The sequence below is a fragment of the Mesorhizobium sp. BH1-1-4 genome (assembly GCF_020165665.1).
In the GTDB taxonomy this organism is placed as follows: Bacteria; Pseudomonadota; Alphaproteobacteria; order Rhizobiales; family Rhizobiaceae; genus Mesorhizobium.
The window spans coordinates 169,106-192,292 of record NZ_JAIUIN010000006.1; the positions used below are offsets into that span (position 1 = coordinate 169,106).

The following is a 23,187-nucleotide window of genomic DNA, read 5'->3' on the forward strand; positions in this document are numbered from 1 at the left end:
TTCGTATTACAGATGATGCGAAGGTCTTCCCTAGACGAACCGCATCGGCGCGCCGATCTCGACATGGCCGGGCCGGTCGACGGTGCAGTAGACGCCGAGATTGTGGGCGTTGTGTCGGACCAGGTTGCGCAGGATGCCGGGATCGTGGTCGAAACCATCTTGCGAAATGATGGTGAAGCCGCAGCGACGGCACGGCTCGGAGATGGTCAAGAGCAGATCGCCGATCGCGAGTTTCTTGCCGATCCATTCCGTTTCGGGAAACGAACCCTCGACCGCCGTCATGTCGACGACGATGTTGGGGCGGAAGCGGCGCGGATCGGCGGCCCCTTCCGGATGCAGCGCCTTCAGCCGCGCCAGCGAGGCCGTGGTCAGGAGATGGATCGGCGCCTTGCCGTAGCGCGCCTGCGTCAGCGGGCCGCTGTAGGCGGGCGGTGCATTCTCCTGGCCGAACGGCCTGATAGAGGCGGCAAAGCCAAGATAGGCCGACACCACGCGGTCGCATTCAGCGCCGGGCGCGGCCAGCCAGTCGCCGTCGGGAACCGCGATCTGCAATTCGCGGTCATTGTTCAGCCGGGTGCGGATGCGCGGCACCTTGTGCCACTTGGCGTCACGATCTGGCCGGGCGATTTCATTGTCCGAGGTATCGACGAGGCCGAACAGGCGGTCGCCGTCGATGCCCGCCTGTCCAACCGAGATGGCGCCACGGCGCTCACCGGCGAGCGAACTCGCCGGGTAGCGCCAAAGCTCCGTGACGGTACCCAGTGCAGCCTCGCCAGCCATCAGCCCTTCTTGTTCTGCCGGTTGGCGACGAGATCATCGACGACTGCCGGATCGGCGAGCGTCGATGTGTCGCCAAGCGCGGAAAAATCGTCCTCGGCGATCTTGCGAAGGATGCGGCGCATGATCTTGCCCGAACGCGTCTTGGGCAGGCCCGGCGCGAACTGGATCTTGTCGGGCGTGGCGATGGCGCCGATCTCCTTGCGGACATGGGCGACGAGTTCCTTGCGCAGATCCTCGGTCGCTTCGACGCCCTTCATCAAGGTGACGTAGCTGTAGATGCCCTGGCCCTTGATGTCGTGGGGATAGCCGACGACGGCGGCCTCGGAAACCTTGTCGTGGCTGACCAGCGCCGATTCGACCTCGGCCGTGCCCATGCGGTGGCCCGAGACGTTGATGACGTCGTCGACGCGGCCGGTGATCCAGTAATAGCCATCGGCGTCGCGGCGGCAGCCGTCACCGGTGAAGTACTTGCCCTTGTAGGTGGAAAAATAGGTCTGCACGAAACGGTCGTGATCGCCATAGACGGTGCGCATCTGGCCTGGCCAGGAATCGGTGATGCAGAGATTGCCGTCGGCCGCTCCTTCGAGCACCTTGCCCTCGCCGTCGACCAGCTGCGGCTTGACGCCGAAGAAGGGCCGCGTCGCCGAGCCCGCCTTGAGGTCGGTGGCGCCGGGCAGCGGCGTGATCAGGATGCCGCCGGTCTCGGTCTGCCACCATGTGTCGACGATCGGCACCTTGGCTTCGCCGACGACGTTGAAATACCACTCCCAGGCTTCCGGGTTGATCGGCTCGCCGACCGAGCCCAGTACGCGCAGCGATTTGCGCGACGTCTTCTTCACCGGGTCGTTGCCGGCGCCCATCAGCGCGCGCAGCGCCGTCGGCGCGGTGTAGAAGATGTTGACCTTGTGCTTGTCGATGACTTCCCAGAAGCGCGACTGCGAGGGGTAGTTCGGCACGCCTTCGAACATCAGCGTGGTGGCGCCGTTGGCGAGCGGCCCGTAGACGATGTAGCTGTGGCCGGTCACCCAGCCGACATCGGCGGTGCACCAGTAGATGTCGCCGTCATGGTAGTCGAAGACATATTGGTGCGTCATCGACACATAGACGAGATAGCCGGCCGTGGTGTGCAGCACCCCTTTCGGCTTGCCGGTCGAGCCCGACGTGTAGAGGATGAACAGCGGATCCTCCGCTTTCATCTTCTCGGGCTTGCACTCGGCCTTCACCGTCGCGACTTCGTCGTGATACCAGAGGTCGCGCCCCGGCGCCCAGCCGATCTTGCCGCCGGTGCGGCGCACGACCAAGACGTTCTTGACCATGACGTGGTGCTTGGCGGCGATGTCGATCGCCTTGTCGGTGTTCTCCTTCAGCGGGATGGGCTTGCCGCCGCGCAGGCCTTCGTCCGAAGTGATGACGAAGGTCGATTCGCAGTCGACGATGCGGCCAGCCAGCGCATCGGGCGAAAAGCCGCCGAAGACGACCGAATGGATGGCGCCGATGCGCGTGCAGGCCAGCATCGCGTAGGCCGCCTCCGGGATCATCGGCATGTATATGGTGACGCGGTCGCCTTTCTTGACGCCGTGCTTCTTCATCACATTGGCGAGCCGGCAGACATGCTCGTGAAGCTCGGTGTAGGTGATCTTCTTGTCGTCGTAGGGATTGTCGCCTTCCCAGATGATGGCGGTCTGGTCGCCGCGCTTCTTCAAATGGCGGTCGATGCAATTGTACGAGACATTGGTCTGGCCATCCTCGAACCACTTGATCGAGACCTTGCCTTCGAAGGAGGTGTTCTTGACCTTGGAGAAGGGCTTGAACCAGTCGATGCGCTTGCCGTGCTTGCCCCAGAACTTGTCCGGGTTCTTCACGCTGTCGGCATACCATTTGAGGTAGGTGTCATTGTCGATCAGGGCGTTCTTCTTCCACGCCGGCTGGACGCGATGGACATGAACCTCGGACATTTCTTGCCTTCCTCCCGAACCAATCCGCCGGCTTGAAACGCTGGCGGGATCGCGGCGAAGCGGCCGCGAATTCGGCGGCATTATTACCAGTTCCGCCGCGACGGCAACATTAGACGTTGGATTTGCGTGGCGGGATGCCGCAGGGGCGCCTGTCGAGACTGTCAGCACTCGCCGTGGTTCGCTGCTAACCGCATGTTTTTGCGGGAAAAGTTCGTTTTGCGATCAAGAAAAATCAATAGACAGTTAAGTAACGACGCGCACAATTGGTGCCTGGGAGGAACGGAGAATCAACCTTGGGGACCGCAATGCGCGACCATCTTGAAATGGACCTGATGCTCAAAGGCTATGGCCTGACGACGGCCAAGATTCTTTATCATTTCCCCGACCATCCGCATCTCCTGCAGAGCTTCGTCTGGCAGGACTACGACATCGCTCCGAAGTTTCCGGTGCTGATCCGGTTCATCGAATTCTGGAAGGCCAAGCTGGATGGCCCCCTGCATTCGGTGGTCTATACGCACCAGAAGCTGATCGCGCCGAACGAGTGGCGCAAGGTGGATGGAGAATTTGTGCTGCATTGATAGTCAGATCGGACGGCGCTCTACCCCTTCCTCAAATCCTCGATACCGAGGATTTGAGGATTCCCACGTAGAAGCACCTCGCCATACCAGTACACTTTATCGAGTGACGGTAGGAGAAGTGGGGAGCCTTTTCTGCCCAGCAGGATCCGTTCCATTGCTTCACCAAAACTGCGTCCCACAAGGCGTATGCCTGGCGCCACCGGGGACACATCAAAGACCCGGCCCTCTCTATCGAGATAAAGGCTTTGGTGGCCATTGTGAGCCTCAGCGAGGTAAGCAAGGTCTGTCTCAAGCAGGTCGCCAATTTCGGAAATTTCTTCGTAGGCTTCGTGCGGAAACCAGCCAAAGACGATATCGCTCCGAGCACATTCGATCCCGGGGCCGAGTTCGCCGACGTTGAGGCCGCCAAATTCGCTTAGAATGGCAGCCACCGGATGACCCGTCGGGACCGCAGGAGTTAGGGGCACCTTGCGCCCGACAAACCATCCGGCTGCGGTGAAGATAGGCAGAACAGCGGTCGGTAGAGTTGTCATTCTGCATTATGATCAGGAGTTCTGCGGTTCGCAACGCATGCTGCCTGGCTAAATTTGGCTGGCGCCCATACCGTCAAACCGCCGGCGGGTTCAACCGGGCAAAACCTTCCTGGCGACGATAGGGGAAATACGGGTAGGGCGCGGTGACCTCGCTTGCGGCGTCGAGTTTTTTCACCTGTTCCGGCGTCAGCGTCCAGCCGATGGCGCCAAGGTTCTGGCGCAACTGCTCCTCGTTGCGGGCGCCGATGATGACCGACGAGACCGTCGGGCGCCTGAGCAGCCAGTTGATTGCGATTTGCGGCACGGTCTTGCCGGTCTCCCCGGCCACGGCGTCGAGTGCATCCATGACCCGGTACAGATGCTCGTCCTCGACCGGTGGTCCAAAACTCGCGGTGTCGTGCAGCCGGCTCTGTTCCGGCAGGGGCTGGCCACGGCGGATCTTGCCGGTCAGGCGGCCCCAGCCGAGCGGGCTCCACACCAGCGCGCCGACGCCCTGGTCGAGGCCGAGCGGCATCAGCTCCCATTCATAGTCGCGGCCGAGCAACGAATAGTAGACCTGATGCGCGACATAACGTGGGTAGCCCTGCTTCTCCGCCAGGCCGAGCGACTTCATCACCTGCCAGCCGGAGAAATTGGAGACGCCGACATAACGCAGCTTGCCGGCGCGCACCAGGCCGTCCAGCGTCGACAGGATTTCCTCGATCGGCGTGCCGGCATCGAAGGCGTGAAGCTGCAAGAGGTCGATATAGTCGGTGCCGAGGCGCTTGAGCGCGGCATCGACGGATTTGATCAGCCGCGAACGCGACGAGCCGTAGTCGGCCGGTCCGTCGCCCATCGGCAGCGCGGTCTTGGTCGAGATCAGCACGGCATCGCGCCGGCCCTTGATCGCCTCGCCGAGCACCTTCTCCGATGCGCCGTTCGAATAGACATCGGCGGTATCGAAGAGGTTGACGCCGGCCTCGAGGCAGATGTCGATCAGCCGCCGCGCCTCTTGCGCGTCGCTGTTGCCCCAGGCGCCGAACAGCGGGCCGGAGCCACCGAAGGTTCCCGCGCCGAATGAAAGCGCCGGGACTTTCAGGCCCGATGCGCCGAGAGGTCGATAGTCCATCTTCTTGCTCCTTGATGTTTGGAAACGGATGTGCCGGAGGGGTTACGACTGAACGCAGACGGGAGCGCCGAGCGCGGCACGGCGATCGAGACGCAGCGCCAGCCCGGCCACTGCGAGGCCCGCGACCGGCAGCAAGGCGGCGACCCAGGTCAGCGAACCCAGCCCGAAGCCATGCGCGATAACCGCGCCGCCGAGCCAGGCGCCGGCGGCATTGCCGAGATTGAAGGCGGCGATGTTGAAGGATGAGGCCAGGCTTTGCCCCGCCCCTTGCGCTTTCTCCAGCACCCACATCTGCAGCGGCGCCACGGTGGCGAAGGCGGCCGCGCCGAGCAGGCCGACATAGAGGACGGCCAGGACCTGGCTGTGGATGGCGAAGCTCATGGTTGCCAGCACCAGCGCCAGCAGCACGAGGCTGCCCAGCACGGCCGGCACCAACCGGCGGTCGGCGGCCCTGCCGCCGGCGAGGTTGCCGGCGATGAGGCCGCCACCGAAGACGAGCAGGATCGGCGATACGGCCGCTTCCTTGAAGCCGCTGATCTCGGTCAGCAACGGGGCGATGTAGGTGAAGACGACGAAGACGCCGGCATAGCCGAGCACGGTGGTGGCGAGGCCAAGCAGGACGGGCGTGCGGCGCAGCACGGCGAGGTCGGCGCGCAAGTCGCTCTTTTCGGCCGCCGCCTCGCCGCGCGGGACCAAGGCCAGGATGACGGCGAAGGCCAACACACCAACGATTGTCACCGCCCAGAAGGTGGCGCGCCAGCCGAAGGCCTGGCCAAGCCAGGTGCCGAAGGGCACGCCGAGGATGTTGGCGATGGTCAGGCCGGTGAACATCAGCGCGATCGCCGAGGCCTTCTTGCTGGGCGCGACCAGGCCTGTGGCCACGACCGAGCCGACCCCGAAGAAGGTGCCGTGGGCAAAAGCGGTGATGATGCGGGCGCCCATCAGAGTCCAGTAATCGGGCGCCAGCGCACAGGCTAGATTGCCAAGCGTGAAGATGGCCATCAGCACCAGAAGCACGGTCTTGCGCGGCCAATTGCTCGTGGCGATGGTCAGCAAGGGCGCGCCGATGACGACGCCTAGCGCATAGCCTGAAATGAGCTGGCCGGCGGCCGAGATCGAGACGCCGAAATCCTTGCTGACATCGATGAGCAGACCCATGATGACGAATTCGGTAACGCCGATGCCGAAAGCGCCGGCGGCGAGGGCGTAAAGAGCGAGAGGCATGACGGTTTTCCCTTCGTCGGCGGCGGTTGCGGCAACCGGGCGCCTGTCCAGTCCGGCGCCCTGGCCCGGAAGATCGTGATCCGTCAGCCTGTGAACCAGACTTGCCCAAGGCATATTTCTTGTGAAATAGATTCACAGATGGCGAGACCCGACATCAACCGCTCCGGCGAGATCGAAGTCTTCGCGCGCGTCGTCGAGGCGGGTAGCTTCTCGGCCGCCGCGCGCCGGTTGCGCATGACGCCGTCGGCGGTCAGCAAGCTGGTCGCGCGGCTGGAAATGCGGCTCGGGGCGCGGCTGGTCAGCCGCTCGACGCGCAAGCTGCTACTGACGCCGGAAGGGACGGCGTTCTACGACAACGGCATACGTATCCTGGCCGACCTCGATGCCGCCGAGCGCGAAGCGGCGGCGGGTGCGGCGCCGCGCGGGCGTCTGAGGGTCAACGCCTATGTGCCGTTCGGCCAGCATCGGCTGATGCCGCTGCTGCCACGTTTCCTGGAACGGTATCCGGAGATTTTCGTCGAGGCCGTGCTGACCGACAGCGTCATCGATCTGATGGAAGAGCGCGCCGACGTCGCGATCCGCGCCGGGCTGCTGCGCGAATCACGGCTGGTGGCGCGCAAGCTCGGCCAGAGCCGGATGGTGGTGGTCGCCGCGCCCGCCTATCTCGACGCACGCGGTACGCCGTCGGTGCCTGGCGATCTCGCCCGCCACAACATGGTCGCCTTCGGCTTTGCGCGCTATATCGACGGCTGGCCGTTCATCGACGTGGGCGGGGCGCCGGTCATGGTCCCGATCAACGGCAATGCCACGATGAGTGACGGCGAGGCGATGCGGCTGTCCGCGCTTTCGGGCGCGGGCATTGCGCGGCTGGCGCGCTGGCATGTCGAGCCCGACATTGCCGCCGGCCGGCTGGTGCCGCTGCTGGAGGACTTCAACCCCGGCGACGAAGAGCCGACGCATGCCGTCTATGTCGGCCAGGGCAAGCATCTGCCCGCGCGGGTGCGCGCCTTTCTCGATTTTCTCGCCGAGACCGTTCGCCTGTAGTCGAAAGCCGCGCGTCCATTGGGCACGCGGCTTCGAAAGATGGGCTTGCCGTCGCGGCGGTTACGCCTTCGGCACGAAGGGCGCCGGACGACGGCCCGCGGCCTGGCGTTCGACCATCCAGCCGGGATATTCGGCCGGCAGAGCGCTGACTTCGTCCAGTCTGGCGAGGTCGTCGGCATCGAGCTTGAGGCTGGTGGCGGCGAGGTTCTGTTCGAGCTGCTCCATGCGGCTGGCGCCGATGATGACGCTCATGACGAAGGGCTTGGCCAGGACATAGCCCAGCGCCACGGTGGCGACGCTGACATCATGCTTCCTGGCGACCTCGCGCATGACGGCGACCGCCGCCCAGGCGCGGTTCTCGTTGACCGGCGGGAAGTTGAAGGATGCGCGGCGGCCCTCGCCATTGCCAGGCGCGCCGGGTCCGTACTTGCCGGAGAGCAGCCCGCCGGCCATCGGCGACCACACCATCAGGCCGAGCTTCTCCTCGTTGATCAGCGGCACGATCTCGCGCTCGAGGTCGCGGCCGGCGATCGAATAGTAGGACTGGATGGTTTCGAAGCGGGCAAAGCCCTTGCGGTCGGCGATGCCGAGCGCCTTGGCGATACGCCAGGCCTGCCAGTTGGACACACCGACATAGCGGACCTTGCCGCTGGAGACGAGATCATTGAGCGCCCGCAGCGTCTCGTCGATCGGCGTCACCGCGTCGGCGCCGTGCAACTGATAGAGATCGATGTGGTCGAGCTGCAGCCGTTCGAGGCTGGCATCGACCGAATCCATGATGTGGCCGCGCGAGGAGCCGCGCTGGTTAGCGCCTTCGCCCATGGCGCCATGGACCTTGGTGGCGATGACCACATCAGACCTGGCAACGCCGAGATCCCTGAGCGACTGGCCGAGCAGGCGTTCGGACTCGCCGAACGAATAGACGTCGGCCGTGTCGAAGAAGTTGACGCCGGCGGCGATCGAGCGGCCGACGATCTCGTTGACGCCCTTCTGGTCGAGGCTGGCGATCAGGCCCCATTGGGCGTTCTGACCGGCGGCGCCGAAGGTCATGGTGCCGAGGCAAAGTTCGGAGACGAATAGCCCCGTATTTCCAAGCTGATTGTAACGCATGGTGAAGGCTCCAGGAGAAAAAGGAATGAACGACACCACGGAAATAGGAACGGCCCGTTTCGTTTCAAGCTCTGGCGTAAGTGCGCCGGCCGATTGGCCTAAGAAAAGTGTGTCGACTCGCGCAAGGTCAGGCCTCCCAAGGGTTAAGCACGGTGACGCCCATGTCTTCGAAGTCGGCGACATTGCGGGTGACCATGACAAGGTCATGGACGAGAGCGGTCGCCGCGATGAGCATGTCCGCGCTGCCTTGAGTCCGACCTGCCGTGATGCGGCCCCATGCCAAGGCAACCTCTTCCGTGACTGAAAGAATTCGGTCCGCATTGTCTCTTCGCAATTCTCGCAGCCAGATGTCGAGCCGCGCTGCCCGAACAGGGTCGACCTTGCGCTGCTTGACGATTCCCCGCTCGATCTCGCCAAGAGTAATTACGCTAAGGCTGATTGATGCCGGATCAACCGAAGCCACCCAGGCGGTCGGCTTCGGCAGGCGCCTCTGCACATCCGAAACCACGTTCGTGTCGAACAGGTACATCAGAGGTCGACATCCCGGACCATGGTGTCCGGGCGACGGGTAATTTCCTTGTCGAACTCATCGTCCCAGCCGGGACCGATCAGCAGATATTCGCCGAGCGATTTCTTCTTCCCGGCCAGGCGGTCGTAGTCCTCCACGGACAGCACGACCACGGCCCGTTCGCCACGAAGCGTCACGGTCTGAGGGCCTTCGGTCCTCGCCTGTTGAACCACCTTCGAAAAATTGTTCTTTGCGTCCTGAAGATGCCAGTTCATTCGCAGCTCTTAGCTAGCTTGGCTAGCTATAGCGCGATAGTCTTGGATTATCAATCAACTCCAGCGGAAGATACGGGGAAATGGTCACCGGCTGCCGAAGATCGCCGAGCCCACTCGCACGCTGGTGGCGCCGAAGGCGATAGCCGTCTCGTAGTCGCCCGACATGCCCATCGACAATTTGGCGACGCCGGCTTCCCTGCCGAGCTTCTCCAGCAGGGCGAAGTGCGGGCCGGGGTTCTCGTCGGCCGGCGGGATGCACATCAGGCCTTCGATGGCGAGGCCGTGGACGTCCCGGCATCGCTTGACGAAGGCGACGGCGTCGCGGGGCTCGATGCCGGCCTTTTGCGGTTCGGAGCCGGTGTTGACCTGGACATAGAGCTTTGGCGCCTGGCCTTGGCGGACGATTTCCTTGGCGAGTTCGGCGGCGATCTTGTCGCGGTCGACCGTTTCGATGACGTCGAACAGCGCCACCGCCTCCTTCGCCTTGTTCGACTGCAGCGGGCCGATCAGGTGCAGTTCGATATCGGGGAAAGTTGCCTTCAGGCCAGGCCATTTGCCCTGCGCTTCCTGGACGCGGTTCTCGCCGAAGACACGCTGGCCGGCCTCGATGACCGGTTGGATATCGACGGCGTCGAAGGTCTTGGAGACCGCCACCAGCGTCACCGCGCCGGCTTCACGGCCTGCCTCCCGCTCGGCGGCGGCGATCTTCGCCTTGACCGCGAAAAACTGCTGAACGGCGTCACCCATATGCAAATCCCGCTGTTTTGACCGGCGTTTTTGGCCGCCGCGATGCCCATATGGTTGACGGGTTTGCCAAACCATGGTGAACACCCGGACCACATTCCCTGAACCGCCGAGCCAGTCGCCAGCGGTTCGCGCATGCTTTTAAGTGAAAAACGTCTCATGGCAACCGAACGATACAATCCGCGCGCGTCAGAACCCAAATGGCAGAAGGCGTGGGCCGAAAAGAAGCTTTTCGAGGCGCACAATGACGATCCGCGCCCGAAATACTACGTGCTGGAGATGTTCCCCTATCCGTCGGGGCGCATCCATATCGGCCACACCCGCAATTACACGATGGGCGACGTGGTGGCGCGCTACAAGCGGGCCAAGGGTTTCAACGTGCTGCATCCGATGGGCTGGGACGCCTTCGGCATGCCGGCCGAAAACGCGGCGATGCAGAACAAAGTCCATCCCAAGGAGTGGACCTACCAGAACATCGCCACCATGCGCGAGCAGCTCAAGGTGATGGGGCTGTCGCTGGACTGGGCGCGCGAATTCGCCACCTGCGACGTCGACTACTACCACCGCCAGCAGATGCTGTTCCTCGACTTTGTCGAGAAGGGGCTGGTGACGCGCAAATCCTCCAAGGTCAATTGGGACCCCGAGGACATGACCGTGCTCGCCAACGAACAGGTCATCGACGGGCGCGGCTGGCGCTCGGGCGCGCTGGTCGAGCAGCGCGAGCTGACACAATGGTTCTTCAAGATCACCGATTTCGCGCAGGACCTGCTCGATTCGCTCGACGGCCTCGGCGAGTGGCCCGAAAAAGTGAAGCTGATGCAGCAGAACTGGATCGGCCGTTCGGAAGGCCTGCTGATCCGCTGGCCGCTGGCTTCGGACATTGCCGGCGAGCATGAGCTGGAAGTCTACACGACGCGGCCCGACACCATTTTCGGCGCCTCCTTCATGGCGATCGCCGCCGATCATCCGCTGGCCAAAAAGGCCGCAGCGACCAATCCGGCGCTGGCGAAATTCATCGAGGAAGTGCGCCATATGGGCACTTCGGTGGCGGCGCTGGAGACGGCGGAGAAGAAGGGCTTCGATACCGGCATCCGTGTCATCCACCCCTTCGACGAGACCTGGACGCTGCCGGTCTATGTCGCCAATTTCGTGCTGATGGAATACGGCACCGGCGCCATCTTCGGCTGCCCGGCGCATGACCAGCGCGACCTCGACTTCGCCAACAAATACGGCCTGCCGGTGGTGCCGGTGGTGATGCCGGAAGGTGAGAATCCGTCGACTTTCCAGGTGATCGACGTGGCCTATGCCGACGACGGCGCGATGATCAATTCGCGCTTCCTCGACGGCATGAAGCCGGATCTGGCCTTCGACGAAGTCGCCAGGCTGCTGGAACAAAAGACGATCGGCAACCGGCCTATGGCCGAGCGCAAGGTGAACTTCCGCCTGCGCGACTGGGGCATTTCGCGGCAACGCTACTGGGGCTGCCCGATCCCGATGATCCACTGCGAGGATTGCGGCGTGGTGCCGGTGCCGAAGGCCGACCTGCCGGTCAAACTGCCGGACGATGTCGATTTCGACAGGCCGGGCAATCCGCTCGACCGCCATCCGACCTGGCGGCATGTGAAGTGCCCGCAATGCGGCAAGGACGCGCGGCGCGAGACCGACACGATGGACACGTTCGTCGATTCGTCCTGGTATTTCGCCCGCTTCACCGCGCCCTGGGCGCACGAGCCTACCGATCCGAAAGCGGCCAATGAGTGGCTCGCCGTCGACCAGTATATTGGCGGCATCGAGCATGCGATCCTGCATCTGCTCTATTCACGTTTCTTCACCCGCGCCATGCGCGAGACCGGCCATGTCGATTTGGCCGAGCCGTTCAAGGGCCTGTTCACGCAAGGCATGGTGGTGCACGAGACCTATCGTGTCGGCTCGGCATCGAATGGCCGCTGGCTGGCGCCGACCGAAGTACGGCTGGAAGACGTCGACGGCAAGCGCAGCGCCATCGACATCGCCACGGGCGAGACGGTCACCATCGGCCCGCTCGAGAAGATGTCGAAGTCGAAGAAGAACACGGTGAGCCCGGAAGACATCACCGATGGCTACGGCGCCGACACCGCGCGCTGGTTCATGCTGTCGGATTCGCCGCCCGAACGCGATGTCGAGTGGACCGACGACGGCGCCGCCGGTGCGCATCGCTTCATGCAGCGCGTCTGGCGCCTGGTGTCGATGGCGGCCGAGACGTTGGCGGGCGTCAATCCTGCCGCGGCCACCGCCGGTGAGGCCGGAGCGGTCTCGAAAGCCACGCACAAGATACTGAAGGCGGTCGGCGAGGACATCGAGAAGCTCGCCTTCAACCGCGCCATCGCCCGCATCTATGAACTGGCCAATGTGTTGACCACGCCGCTCAACGAGGTGGCCGAAGGCAAGGCCGACGCAGTGTTGAAAAGCGCGTGTCGCCAGGCGGTGGAGATCATGGTGCATCTGATCGCGCCCGTGATGCCGCATCTGGCCGAGGAGTGCTGGGAGGCGCTGGGCGGCACCGATCTGGTCGCCGAGCGGCCGTGGCCGGTCTTCGATCCGGTGCTGGTCGTCGACAACGAAGTCACCTATCCGGTTCAGGTCAACGGCAAGAAGCGGGGGGATTTGACAATTGCCCGCGACGCGGACCAAGGTGCGGTCGAAAAAGCGGTCTTGGCTCTCGACTTCGTGCAGAAAGCACTTGAAGGTAAGGCTCCGCGCAAGGTGATCATCGTGCCGCAGAGGATCGTCAATGTCGTTGCCTGATCGGAAAAAGACGGAGCTGGGCCCTCTGCTGCGCCACATCGCGCTTGCCGGCCTTGTCGGCTCGCTTGCGCTCGTCTCGGCCTGCCAGGTGCGACCGCTCTATTCGAGCGCGCCGCTGTCGACCGGCTCCACCGCCAATGCCGAACTGGCGTCGATCGCCATCAAGCCGGTCAAGACACGCTATGCCCAGCAAGTGCGCAACAATCTGATCTTCGGGTTCGGGCGTGGAGCCGGCGAGCCGGCCTCGCCGCTCTATTCGCTCGATCTCGGCGTGAGCGAGGGCGTCGATTCGGCGGCGCTGGTCCAGAATGGAACCGATGAAGACGAGCCGACCGCCGGTTCGGTGACGCTGACCGCCGGCTACACGCTGACCGACGCGAAAACCGGCGCGGTGATCGCCGTCGGCAAGCGGGCGATCACCTCGTCCTTCGACAGGCCGCGTCAGGAGTTCGCCTCCTACCGGGCGCAGATCGACGCCGAGAACCGAGCCGCGCGCGAACTGGCGCAGGCGCTGCAACTGTCCATCGCCCAGGATCTGGTCCGGCACGGCAAGACGGCCAGCTAGCATTCCGACCTCGTAGGGACCCGACCCTGGCTCTCGCGGGGCCGATCCGTCATGGCAGAGGGCTTGCTCCTCTCTGGTCCTGCCCGACATCCCCGGCAATTCCAATTTGTCGATAGGGCCTCGAAAAAAAATTCGACTGCTCCGGGACCCGCGGCGGGAAGCAACTGTTAACCACTCGCTCCCTATTGCTCAGCGGTCGGTTCACAGTGAGTCCTCAGAATGGAAGCCAGGCGTTTTTCTCGGGTCAGTTCGTTGCACGCAAGCGCGCCCGACGACCCCGAAGGGGAGCGTTCCGGCGGTCCGGGCGGCAAGGTGGACGTCACCCGGTCTGGTGCTTCCCAGGCGGGCCATTTGGCGCGGGCGAACGCCAAGCCCGCGACGGACAATACTGCCCCGCAGCACGGCGACACCGAAAGCCCTGCCTGGCAAGAGTATTTCTTCCTCGCGCCCAATGTGCGTTTTACACGCACGCCAGACTATGAGCCAAAGCAGCGCCAGCCGCACGACGAGGTGGTCGAGCAGGCCACAGCACAACCACTTCCGACGCGGCAGGCCGGGCCTGCCAGCGTCGCCCATCGCGGACCGCCAGCATCCGCGCCAGCTCAGGCGGCGCGCGCCGTCGAGAGGGCGCAAGGCGTTGCGGCCACGGTTCAGATGGTGCCCGCAGCGGCACCCGCCGCGGCCGAAAAAGCCCGGCGGCCTTATCTTTCGGATCACGCCTTCTTCGAGGGTCTGGCGCCGCTTCTGGTCGACGTGACCTCGCCGGTCCGGCCGATCAGCCCGGTCGCGCCCGCACCGGTCGCGGCCCGGCCGCTTGCCGCGCGGGCCGCCATATCCGCGTCCGCCGTGGCCGATGTCACCGCCTTGTTCCGTGTCATCGAATGCCTTCCGGGCCAGGCCCCGTCCACCTTGCCGGACGTCCTTCCGGCCAACTCCAACAAGGCAGCGATCGAGCCGTCCGTTCCAGCTGGCAGGGCCGCCCGGCAGGCTCGGGCGGCCGCCGCCATCGCACCCGCCGCAAGCAGCGCGGCCCCGGGGCCGACTGTGCAACGCGTCGGGGAAACCGTTCCCCCAGCGCGCGCACCGTCGCTGCCCATGGCCGGCAAGCTTGCGCAGCCGATGACAGGCGAAAGCTACGAGCTTCCCTCGGAGGAATTGCTGCAGCAGCCACCCGAGGGCCAGGGCTTCTATATGTCGCAGGAGCGGCTCGAGCAGAATGCCGACCTCCTGGAAAGCGTGCTCGAGGATTTCGGCGTGCGCGGCGAAATCATCCACGTTCGTCCCGGTCCGGTCGTCACCCTCTATGAGTTCGAGCCTGCGCCCGGCGTCAAATCCTCCCGGGTCATCGGTCTTGCCGACGATATCGCCCGCTCCATGTCGGCGGTGTCGGCGCGCGTCGCGGTGGTGCCAGGCCGCAACGTCATCGGCATCGAGCTGCCCAACGAGACCCGCGAGACCGTCTATTTCCGCGAACTGATCGAATCGCAGGGTTTCCGCAAGACCAGCTGCAAACTGGCGCTTTGCCTGGGCAAGACGATCGGCGGCGAACCTGTCATCGCCGAGCTGGCGAAGATGCCGCATCTGCTCGTCGCCGGCACCACCGGCTCGGGCAAGTCGGTCGCCATCAACACCATGATCCTGTCGCTGCTCTACCGGCTGAAGCCGGAAGAGTGCCGGCTGATCATGGTCGACCCGAAGATGCTCGAACTCTCCGTCTATGACGGCATCCCGCACCTTCTGACCCCCGTCGTCACGGATCCCAAGAAGGCGGTCACGGCGCTCAAATGGGCGGTGCGCGAGATGGAGGACCGCTATCGCAAGATGGCGCGGCTCGGCGTGCGCAACATCGATGGCTACAACGAGCGCGCCGCTCAAGCCCGCGACAAGGGCGAGACGGTCGTCATGACCGTGCAGGCCGGCTTCGAGAAGGGCACCGGCGAGCCGCTGTTCGAGCAGCAGGAAATCGACCTCGCGCCGATGCCCTACATCGTCGTCATCGTCGACGAGATGGCCGACCTGATGATGGTCGCCGGCAAGGAGATCGAAGGCGCCATCCAGCGCCTGGCGCAAATGGCGCGCGCGGCCGGCATCCACCTGATCATGGCGACGCAACGCCCTTCCGTCGACGTCATCACCGGCACCATCAAGGCCAACTTCCCGACACGGATTTCCTTCCAGGTCACTTCCAAGATCGACAGCCGTACCATTTTGGGCGAGCAGGGCGCCGAGCAGCTGCTCGGCCAGGGCGACATGCTGCACATGATGGGTGGCGGGCGCATTGCCCGCGTGCACGGCCCCTTCGTTTCCGATGCCGAGGTCGAGCATGTCGTGGCGCATCTGAAGGCGCAGGGCCGTCCCGAATATCTGGAGACCGTGACGGCCGACGAGGATGAAGAGGAAGAGGAAGCCGACCAGGGCGCGGTGTTCGACAAGGGTTCGGTCGCGGCCGAGGACGGCGATTCCAGCTATGACGAGGCGGTCAAGGTGGTGTTGCGCGACAAGAAATGTTCGACGTCCTACATCCAGCGCCGTCTCGGCATCGGTTATAACCGCGCCGCTTCGCTGGTCGAGCGCATGGAGAAGGAAGGTCTGGTCGGCGCGCCCAACCATGTCGGCAAGCGCGAGATCATGGCGGGCAAGCGCCAGCCGGCGGCCGCGCCCGGCGATGACGATGCGGATTGAGCTGCAGGTGCCACCAGACCAACAAAAAAGGCCGGTTGCCCGGCCTTTTTTGTTGGAAGCTGAATGGTCTCAGCCGATCTTCTGGCCGGTCTTGGCCCAGTCGGCGGTGAACTGCTCCAGACCCTTGTCGGTCAGCGGGTGTTTCACCAATGCCTTCAGTGTGGCCGGCGGCGCGGTGACGACATCGGCGCCGATGAGCGCCGCCTGCTTGATATGGTTCACCGTGCGCACCGAGGCGACGAGGATTTCGGTCTGGAAATCGTAATTGTCGTAGATCTGACGAATTTCCTGGATCAGCTCCATGCCGTCCGCGCCGGTGTCGTCGACGCGTCCGACGAAGGGCGAAATGAACGAAGCGCCGGCCTTGGCGGCGAGCAGCGCCTGGTTGGCCGAGAAGCACAGCGTCACATTGACCATGCGGTTCATTTCGGTGCGGATCGTCTTGCAGGCCCTCAGGCCGTCCAGCGTCAGCGGCACCTTGATGCACACGTTGGGCGCTATCTTGGCCAGCACCTCGGCCTCGGCCATCATATCCTTGTACTCGCTCGCCACGACTTCCGCCGATACCGGGCCCTTGACGATGTCGCAGATCTGCTTGGTGACCTCGGCGATCTTGCCGCCGGATTTGAGAATCAGCGACGGATTGGTGGTGACGCCATCGAGCAGTCCCAGATCGTTCAGCTCACGGATATCCTTGACGTCGGCGGTGTCGACAAAAAATTTCATGGCGGGTCTCCTGACGATTTCGTCGTGCTTGGGAAGGCACGTTCAGCGTTGCTCTTTGATCTAGACCAAAGTCGGGGCAAGGTCACGCCTCATGATCGAAGATTCGCCCTTTGTCGCGGCCGCACCGGTGCTGGTGCCGATGCCTGCCGAACGCCCGTACACCTATGCCGTGCCGGCCGGCATGCGCGTGGTGCCGGGCTCGATCGTGCGTGTGCCGCTCGGGCCGCGCCAGGTCGCCGGCATCGTCTGGGACGGCGTGGTCGAGAAGGTCGACGCAAAAAAGCTGCGCCCCATCGAACAGGTTTTCGACTGTCCGCCTATCGACCGCGCGACGCGCCGCTTCGTCGACTGGGTGGCGCAATACACGCTGTCGGCGCCGGGCATGGTGGCGCGCATGCTGCTGCGCGCGCCGGAGGCCTTTGATCCCGAACCCTGGATCGAAGGGCTGCAGCGGACGCTCGTCATGCCCGACCGGATGACGGATGCGCGGGCGCGCGTGCTGGAAACGGCCGAAGGCGGGCTGGCCTGGACGCGCTCCGGGCTCGCGCATGCCGCTGGCGTGTCGTCGACGGTGATCGAGGGGCTGAAGGCGCAAGGCGTGTTCGAGACGGTGATGATCCCGCCGCGCCCGGTGGTGGCCGCGCCCGACCCGAGCTATGCCGTTCCCGAACTGATGCCGGACCAAAGCGAGGCCGCGTCGATGCTGCGCGCCAATGTCGCGGCCGGCGAGTTCAATGTCGCGCTGCTCGATGGCGTCACCGGATCGGGCAAGACGGAGGTTTATTTCGAGGCGGTGGCGGCCGCTCTCGACCGGGGCGGCCAGGCGCTCATCCTGCTGCCGGAAATCGCGCTGACGCACGCTTTCCTCGAACGCTTCCAGCAGCGTTTTGGCGCCAAGCCGGCCGAGTGGCATTCCGACCTGCCGCCGCGAATGCGCGAAAAAGTCTGGCGGCAAGTGGCGGAAGGCGGCGTGCGCGTCGTCGCCGGCGCGCGCTCGGCGCTGTTCCTGCCGTTCAAGGAGCTTGGCCTGATCGTCGTCGACGAGGAGCACGACCCCGCCTACAAGCAGGAAGACCGCGTCTTCTACAATGCGCGCGACATGGCTGTCGTGCGCGGCCATATAGGCGGCTTCCCCGTCGTGCTGGCATCGGCGACGCCGTCGGTCGAAAGCCGGGTCAATGCCAGCCAGGGCAAATACAACCGGGCCGTTCTGTCCGCCCGCTTCGCCGAGGCAGCACTTCCCGATCTCAAATCGATCGACATGCGGCGCGCGCCGCCGGCGCGCGGCGGCTTCCTGTCGCCGGTGCTGATCGAGCATATGCGCCGGACGCTGGAGAAGAAGGAGCAGTCGCTGCTGTTCCTCAACCGGCGCGGCTATGCACCGCTGACGCTGTGCCGGGTCTGCGGCCACCGCTTCGGCTGCCCGGTGTGCTCGGCCTGGCTGGTCGAACACCGCTTTCGCGGCCAATTGGTCTGCCACCATTGCGGCCACAATGAGCGCCGTCCCGAGGCCTGTCCGGAATGCGGCACGCTCGACCATCTGGTGGCGTGCGGGCCGGGGGTCGAACGCATCGCCGAGGAGGTGGTGACGCATTTCCCGGACGCGCGCACCATCGTGCTGTCGTCGGACATCATGGGAGGGGTGCGACGGTTGCGGCTGGAACTGGAGGCAATCGCCAATGGCGAGGCCGATATCGTCATCGGCACGCAACTGGTCGCCAAGGGCCACAATTTCCCGAACATGACGCTGGTCGGCGTCGTCGACGCCGATCTCGGCCTTGCCAATGGCGATCCGCGCGCCGCCGAACGGACCTTCCAGCTGCTCAGCCAGGTGACCGGCCGCGCCGGCCGCACCGGCAAGAAGAGCCTTGGCCTGCTGCAGACCTTCCAGCCCGATCATCCGGTGATGCGGGCGATCGTCTCCGGCGACGCCGAATCCTTCTATCAGCGCGAGATTTCGGAGCGCGAACGCGCTGCCTTGCCGCCCTTCGGCCGGTTGGCGGGCGTCATCGTCAGCGCGGTGACCCGGGCGGAGGCGGAAGGCCACGCACGCGGCCTGCGCCGCGCGGTGCCCGAGGCGTCGGACCTGTTCGTGCTCGGGCCGGCCGAAGCGCCGCTGTCCCTGCTCGGCGGCCGCCATCGCTTCCGCCTGCTGATCCAGGGCGAACGGCGCGCCGACATGCAGGGGTTTATCAGGGCCATGCTGGCCGAAGGACCGAAGGTCAGAGGCTCGGTCAGGGTGCAGGTCGACATCGACCCGCAAAGCTTTTTGTAGTGGGAACTCCTCAGATGTCCCCATTGAACGGATTGAGATAAGCCACACCAAGGGTGGCAAAGTGCCGGACATTGGCTGTGAGCACGGAAAGATCGTTCAAACGAGCAGTCGCGGCGATCAGGACATCCGCCAAACCCGGATTGAAGCCGCGTGCGATGGTCGCATCCTCTAGTTGTCCGGCCTCCCGGGCAACGGCTGAGTCGACCGGAATGATGCGTTGATCGAATTCCTGGACAAGTCGTCCGAACCAAAGCGTCAACCGGTCCGCTTTTGCCGTTCCGCCGGATCGCATCAATCTCGCAATCCCTCTTTCCACCTCCAGAACGGCAATTGAAGACATGTACCAGGTTCCCTGTTCGCGTTGTTCGGCAACCCATTTTTGAATAGGATGCGGGAGTGCGGGACGATCAGGTGCGAAGGCTGAGACAAAGGATGTGTCGAGCAGGTAGCCGTTCAAAGTTCGACGTCCCGGGACGGCGATTCGTTGCGCTCAAGCTCAATGCCGCCGGGATACTGCAACAGAAAGTCCACAAAGTTCCTTTGGGTATCTTGCGGATAAAGCTTTCGCCCCTCTTCGATTGGAACGACCATTGCAGTCGGTTTGCCGTGCCTGGTGATGATTGTAGGCTCACCGTTCCCGGCAGCCTCGACGAGAGCCGACAGTCCTGCCTTGGCCTCCCGAAGTTGCATCGATTTCATGGCAGGGTCTCCTTGTGGTCCCATGTGGTCACAATATAGGAATTGCACAGGAATAGGAACAGCCCGTCATGAAAACCCTTGGCCTCATCGGCGGCATGAGCTGGGAATCCACCGCCATCTACTACCGCCTGCTCAACGAGATCGTGCGCGAGCGGCTGGGTGGGCTGCATTCGGCAAAACTTCTCATGTGGTCGTTCGATTTCGCCGAGATCGCCGAGCGGCAGCATCATGGTGATTGGGACGGCGCCGGCGCGCTGCTGGCCGATGCCGCGCGCAAGCTCGAGGCGGGTGGCGCGCAAGGCCTGCTTTTGTGCACCAACACCATGCACAAGCTGGCCGATCAGGTGCAGGCATCGGTATCGATCCCGCTGATTCACGTCGCGGATGCCACGGCGTTAGCGATCAAGCGCGCGGGCATGCAGCGGCCGGCGCTGCTGGCAACGCGGTTCACCATGGAGCAGGATTTCTACAAGGGCCGGCTCGCCGACAAATACGGCCTGTCGCCAGTCGTACCCGATGTGGCAGGCCGCGACATGGTGCACCGCGTCATCTATGACGAGCTTTGCCGGGGCATTGTCTCCGAAGTCTCGAAGGCCGCCTATGTCGCGGAGGCAAACCGCTTGCGCCGCGAAGAGGCCGCCGACAGCCTGATCATGGGCTGCACCGAGATCACCATGCTGATCGGCCCGGGCGATTTCGACATTCCGGTTTTCGACACGACGCGCATCCATGCCGAGGCAGCCGTGGAATTCGCGCTCGGTTGATGCGCGTCTCCTAAAGTGCCTGGCGCCATCTGGCGCGGCATTTTTCCTCCGCTAGAATGTCCACGATTTCAAAACAGGCATTTCGAGGGGACACGATGGATTTTGCGCTTCCATGGCCGACGAGCCAGGGCGAATGGCTGGCCTGGTCGAGCGCGGTCTTCACCGTGCTGCTCGGCCTGCTGTTTTTCCTGGCGCCCGGGCTGGCGTTCCGCATCCTGCGCCTGCAGGCAAAGCCTGAGAAGGCGGCGGCGATCGCGGAAGGACGCGGCCGCATGTCGGGCTTCTATCTCGGTGTCGGGCTGTGCTGCATCCTGCTCGCGCAGCCGCTGGTCTACATGGCGCTCGGCTTCTCCTGGCTGTTCACCGCCTTCGGCCGGCTGCTGTCGATGATGTCGGATGGCGCCAACACACCTTTCAATTGGGTTTCCATTGTGGTGGAATTGGCGCTCGCAGCCTTGCCGCTCGCCTTTGCCTTCGGCTTTGTGCCATGAATCCAAGGGTATTGCGGCCCCTAGGGCCCTGATCATTCGCCGGATGCGACAATAGTGCCTGAAAACCATGCGGAACGACGCATTGCGGTCTTAAAATGCCTGTGCTAGACGGCAATCGACTTTCGGCCGGGGATAGCGGAAGCCGCGCCTCCGTGCTTGGAAAAATGCAGTAAGGTCAAAGATTTAGCCAGAGTTTTTGCTCGCGCCAACAATCTGCGGCCTGTCAGACAAGAGAAAAGACGGTCCGTGGCCCAATCGTCATCGCCAATCTCAGGTGTCGCAGAACGCTATGCCGGTTCGTTGTTCGAACTGGCATCGCAGTCCAATTCGGTGGCCAAGGTCGAAGCCGACCTCAACGGTTTCGAGGCCCTGCTCGCGGGCAGCGCGGACCTCACCCGGCTGATCAACAGCCCGGTGTTCTCCAGCGAGGACCAGGCCAAGGCCATCGCAGCGATCGCCGACAAGGCAGGAATCACCGGCCTGACCGGCAATTTCCTGCGCGTCGTCGCCAAGAACCGCCGCCTGTTCGCGGTACCCGGCATGATCAAGGCGTTCCGCCAGATCGCGGCCGAAGCCCGTGGCGAGGCCTCCGCCGAAGTGACGTCGGCTCATGAACTGACGGCGGCCCAGCAGACCGAACTCAAGGCAGCGCTGAAGAGCGTTGCCGGCAAGGACGTGACCATCGTCGTCACCGTCGACCCGTCGCTGCTCGGCGGGCTGGTGGTCAAGATGGGCTCGCGCCAGATCGATACGTCGCTCAAAACCAAACTCAATTCGCTCAAGCTTGCACTGAAAGAGGTCGGCTGATGGACATCCGCGCCGCGGAAATTTCCGCAATTCTGAAAGACCAGATCAAGAATTTCGGCAAGGAGGCCGAGGTCTCCGAAGTCGGACAGGTGTTGTCCGTCGGTGACGGTATCGCCCGCGTCTACGGCCTCGACAATGTCCAGGCCGGCGAAATGGTCGAATTCCCCGGCGGCATCCGCGGCATGGCGCTCAACCTCGAAGCCGACAATGTCGGCGTCGTCATCTTCGGCGCCGACCGCGACATCAAGGAAGGCGACACCGTCAAGCGCACCGGCGCCATCGTCGACGCGCCTGTCGGCCCCGGCCTGCTCGGCCGCGTCGTCGACGCGCTCGGCAATCCGATCGACGGCAAGGGTCCGATCAAGGCGGTCGAGCGCAAGCGCGTCGACGTCAAGGCGCCCGGCATCATTCCGCGCAAGTCGGTGAACGAGCCGATGTCGACCGGCCTCAAGGCCATCGATGCGCTGATCCCGGTCGGCCGCGGCCAGCGCGAACTGGTCATCGGCGATCGCCAGACCGGCAAGACCGCGATCATCCTCGACACGATGCTCAACCAGAAGTCGGTGCACGACAACGGCCCCGAGAAGGAAAAGCTCTACTGCGTCTACGTCGCCGTCGGCCAGAAGCGCTCGACCGTCGCGCAGTTCGTCAAGGTGCTGGAAGAGCGCGGCGCGCTCGAATATTCGATCATCGTCGCCGCCACCGCTTCCGATCCGGCGCCGATGCAGTTTCTGGCGCCGTTCACGGCTTGCACCATGGGCGAGTATTTCCGCGACAACGGCATGCACGCGCTGATCTCTTACGACGATCTGTCGAAGCAGGCCGTCGCCTACCGCCAGATGTCGCTGTTGCTGCGCCGCCCGCCGGGCCGCGAAGCCTATCCGGGCGACGTCTTCTACCTGCACTCGCGCCTGCTTGAGCGCGCCGCCAAGCTCAACGACGATTTGGGCGGTGGCTCGCTGACCGCGCTGCCGGTCATCGAAACGCAGGCCAACGACGTGTCGGCCTACATCCCGACCAACGTGATCTCGATCACCGACGGCCAGATCTTCCTCGAAACCAACCTGTTCTTCCAAGGCATCCGTCCGGCCGTCAACGTCGGCCTGTCGGTGTCGCGCGTCGGTTCGTCGGCGCAGATCAAGGCGATGAAGCAGGTTGCCGGCTCGATCAAGGGCGAGCTCGCGCAGTACCGTGAAATGGCTGCCTTCGCGCAGTTCGGCTCGGATCTCGACGCCGCCACGCAGCGCCTGCTCAACCGCGGCTCGCGCCTGACCGAACTCCTGAAGCAGCCGCAGTTCTCGCCGCTCAAGACCGAAGAGCAGGTCGCGGTGATCTTCGCCGGCGTCAACGGCTATCTCGACAAGCTGCCGGTCAACCAGGTCGGCAAGTTCGAGCACGGCCTGCTCAGCCACATGCGTTCGGCCGGCAAGGCCGTTCTCGACGCCATCCGCAAGGAAAAGGCGCTGTCGGACGATCTGCGCGCCAAGCTGAAGGCCGAAATCGACGCCTTCGCCAAGACCTTCGCCTGAGCGAAG

General features: G+C 64.1%; 22 protein-coding genes. 10 read left to right on the forward strand and 12 right to left on the reverse strand.

Annotation, left to right across the window (positions count from 1 at the left end; genetic code table 11):
* Positions 1-30: 30 nt before the first annotated feature.
* Both LB569_RS13620 and acs read right to left on the reverse strand, forming a co-directional pair.
* Positions 31-780: an MOSC domain-containing protein gene (locus LB569_RS13620; protein WP_140702596.1), complete on the reverse strand. Its 750-nt coding sequence runs from the start codon at positions 778-780 to the stop codon at positions 31-33.
* The gene (acs, locus tag LB569_RS13625) at positions 780-2,735 is read right to left on the reverse strand and encodes an acetate--CoA ligase (protein ID WP_224692798.1); all 1,956 of its coding nucleotides are present in this window, start codon (positions 2,733-2,735) and stop codon (positions 780-782) included. The genes LB569_RS13620 and acs overlap by 1 nt, the downstream gene beginning before the upstream one ends.
* Positions 2,736-3,040: 305 nt before the next feature.
* On the opposite strand from acs, the gene LB569_RS13630 reads away from it, so the two are divergent.
* On the forward strand, positions 3,041-3,313 hold the full coding sequence (locus tag LB569_RS13630; RefSeq protein WP_023784217.1) for an usg protein: 273 nt from the start codon (positions 3,041-3,043) through the stop codon (positions 3,311-3,313).
* 20 nt (positions 3,314-3,333) lie between these two features.
* Here the strand turns inward: LB569_RS13630 and LB569_RS13635 are convergent, their stop codons facing one another.
* The 3 genes from LB569_RS13635 to LB569_RS13645 form a co-directional block, all read right to left on the reverse strand.
* The gene (locus LB569_RS13635) at positions 3,334-3,846 is read right to left on the reverse strand and encodes an SUKH-3 domain-containing protein (protein ID WP_224692799.1); all 513 of its coding nucleotides are present in this window, start codon (positions 3,844-3,846) and stop codon (positions 3,334-3,336) included.
* A gap of 73 nt (positions 3,847-3,919) precedes the next feature.
* Entirely contained in the window at positions 3,920-4,954 is a 1,035-nt protein-coding gene (locus LB569_RS13640; RefSeq protein ID WP_140702590.1) for an aldo/keto reductase, read from the reverse strand.
* Between the two features lie 42 nt (positions 4,955-4,996).
* Positions 4,997-6,178 (reverse strand): MFS transporter, encoded by a 1,182-nt coding sequence (locus LB569_RS13645; protein ID WP_224692800.1) that lies wholly within the window; start codon positions 6,176-6,178, stop codon positions 4,997-4,999.
* A 138-nt stretch (positions 6,179-6,316) separates the two neighbouring features.
* Between LB569_RS13645 and LB569_RS13650 the strand changes: the two genes are divergently transcribed.
* Complete coding sequence (locus LB569_RS13650) at positions 6,317-7,222, forward strand: LysR family transcriptional regulator (protein WP_224692801.1); 906 nt, start codon at positions 6,317-6,319, stop codon at positions 7,220-7,222.
* A gap of 60 nt (positions 7,223-7,282) precedes the next feature.
* Here LB569_RS13650 and LB569_RS13655 read toward each other — a convergent pair whose 3' ends face one another.
* The 4 genes from LB569_RS13655 to LB569_RS13670 all read right to left on the reverse strand — a co-directional run bounded on the left by LB569_RS13655 (position 7,283) and on the right by LB569_RS13670 (position 9,862).
* Positions 7,283-8,332 carry an aldo/keto reductase gene (locus LB569_RS13655; protein ID WP_224692802.1) on the reverse strand — a complete coding sequence of 350 codons (1,050 nt, stop codon included), beginning with the start codon at positions 8,330-8,332 and terminating at the stop codon, positions 7,283-7,285.
* A 127-nt stretch (positions 8,333-8,459) separates the two neighbouring features.
* Positions 8,460-8,861: a type II toxin-antitoxin system VapC family toxin gene (locus LB569_RS13660; protein WP_224692803.1), complete on the reverse strand. Its 402-nt coding sequence runs from the start codon at positions 8,859-8,861 to the stop codon at positions 8,460-8,462.
* Positions 8,861-9,115, reverse strand: a complete 255-nt coding sequence (locus LB569_RS13665; RefSeq protein ID WP_224692804.1) for a type II toxin-antitoxin system Phd/YefM family antitoxin — start codon at positions 9,113-9,115, stop codon at positions 8,861-8,863. The genes LB569_RS13660 and LB569_RS13665 overlap by 1 nt, the downstream gene beginning before the upstream one ends.
* Before the next feature lie 84 nt (positions 9,116-9,199).
* Complete coding sequence (locus LB569_RS13670; RefSeq protein WP_224537393.1) at positions 9,200-9,862, reverse strand: YggS family pyridoxal phosphate-dependent enzyme; 663 nt, start codon at positions 9,860-9,862, stop codon at positions 9,200-9,202.
* A gap of 156 nt (positions 9,863-10,018) precedes the next feature.
* On the opposite strand from LB569_RS13670, the gene leuS reads away from it, so the two are divergent.
* From leuS to LB569_RS13685, 3 genes are all read left to right on the forward strand, one after another.
* Positions 10,019-12,643 carry a leucine--tRNA ligase gene (gene leuS, locus LB569_RS13675; protein WP_224692805.1) on the forward strand — a complete coding sequence of 875 codons (2,625 nt, stop codon included), beginning with the start codon at positions 10,019-10,021 and terminating at the stop codon, positions 12,641-12,643.
* Positions 12,630-13,208, forward strand: a complete 579-nt coding sequence (lptE, locus tag LB569_RS13680) for an LPS assembly lipoprotein LptE (RefSeq protein WP_224537397.1) — start codon at positions 12,630-12,632, stop codon at positions 13,206-13,208. Before leuS ends, lptE begins: the two co-directional genes overlap by 14 nt.
* Positions 13,209-13,427: 219 nt before the next feature.
* Positions 13,428-15,890: a DNA translocase FtsK gene (locus LB569_RS13685; RefSeq protein ID WP_224692806.1), complete on the forward strand. Its 2,463-nt coding sequence runs from the start codon at positions 13,428-13,430 to the stop codon at positions 15,888-15,890.
* Positions 15,891-15,959: 69 nt separating this feature from the next.
* On the opposite strand, the gene fsa is transcribed toward LB569_RS13685, so the two are convergent.
* On the reverse strand, positions 15,960-16,616 hold the full coding sequence (fsa, locus tag LB569_RS13690; protein WP_224537402.1) for a fructose-6-phosphate aldolase: 657 nt from the start codon (positions 16,614-16,616) through the stop codon (positions 15,960-15,962).
* A 91-nt stretch (positions 16,617-16,707) separates the two neighbouring features.
* Between fsa and LB569_RS13695 the strand changes: the two genes are divergently transcribed.
* The gene (locus LB569_RS13695) at positions 16,708-18,891 is read left to right on the forward strand and encodes a primosomal protein N' (RefSeq protein ID WP_224692807.1); all 2,184 of its coding nucleotides are present in this window, start codon (positions 16,708-16,710) and stop codon (positions 18,889-18,891) included.
* A gap of 10 nt (positions 18,892-18,901) precedes the next feature.
* Here the strand turns inward: LB569_RS13695 and LB569_RS13700 are convergent, their stop codons facing one another.
* Both LB569_RS13700 and LB569_RS13705 read right to left on the reverse strand, forming a co-directional pair.
* A complete protein-coding gene (locus LB569_RS13700) occupies positions 18,902-19,348 on the reverse strand; it encodes a type II toxin-antitoxin system VapC family toxin (protein ID WP_224537406.1) in 447 nt (148 codons plus the stop codon).
* Positions 19,345-19,590, reverse strand: a complete 246-nt coding sequence (locus LB569_RS13705; RefSeq protein WP_140702565.1) for a type II toxin-antitoxin system Phd/YefM family antitoxin — start codon at positions 19,588-19,590, stop codon at positions 19,345-19,347. Before LB569_RS13705 ends, LB569_RS13700 begins: the two co-directional genes overlap by 4 nt.
* A gap of 68 nt (positions 19,591-19,658) precedes the next feature.
* Between LB569_RS13705 and LB569_RS13710 the strand changes: the two genes are divergently transcribed.
* From LB569_RS13710 to atpA, 4 genes are all read left to right on the forward strand, one after another.
* The gene (locus LB569_RS13710) at positions 19,659-20,354 is read left to right on the forward strand and encodes an aspartate/glutamate racemase family protein (protein WP_224537408.1); all 696 of its coding nucleotides are present in this window, start codon (positions 19,659-19,661) and stop codon (positions 20,352-20,354) included.
* Positions 20,355-20,449: 95 nt separating this feature from the next.
* Positions 20,450-20,845 (forward strand): DUF4345 family protein, encoded by a 396-nt coding sequence (locus LB569_RS13715; RefSeq protein ID WP_127275645.1) that lies wholly within the window; start codon positions 20,450-20,452, stop codon positions 20,843-20,845.
* A 246-nt stretch (positions 20,846-21,091) separates the two neighbouring features.
* Complete coding sequence (locus LB569_RS13720; protein WP_140702559.1) at positions 21,092-21,652, forward strand: F0F1 ATP synthase subunit delta; 561 nt, start codon at positions 21,092-21,094, stop codon at positions 21,650-21,652.
* Positions 21,652-23,181, forward strand: coding sequence for a F0F1 ATP synthase subunit alpha (gene atpA, locus LB569_RS13725; protein ID WP_224537414.1), 1,530 nt, complete (start codon positions 21,652-21,654; stop codon positions 23,179-23,181). The genes LB569_RS13720 and atpA overlap by 1 nt, the downstream gene beginning before the upstream one ends.
* The last annotated feature ends 6 nt before the right edge of the window (positions 23,182-23,187 follow it).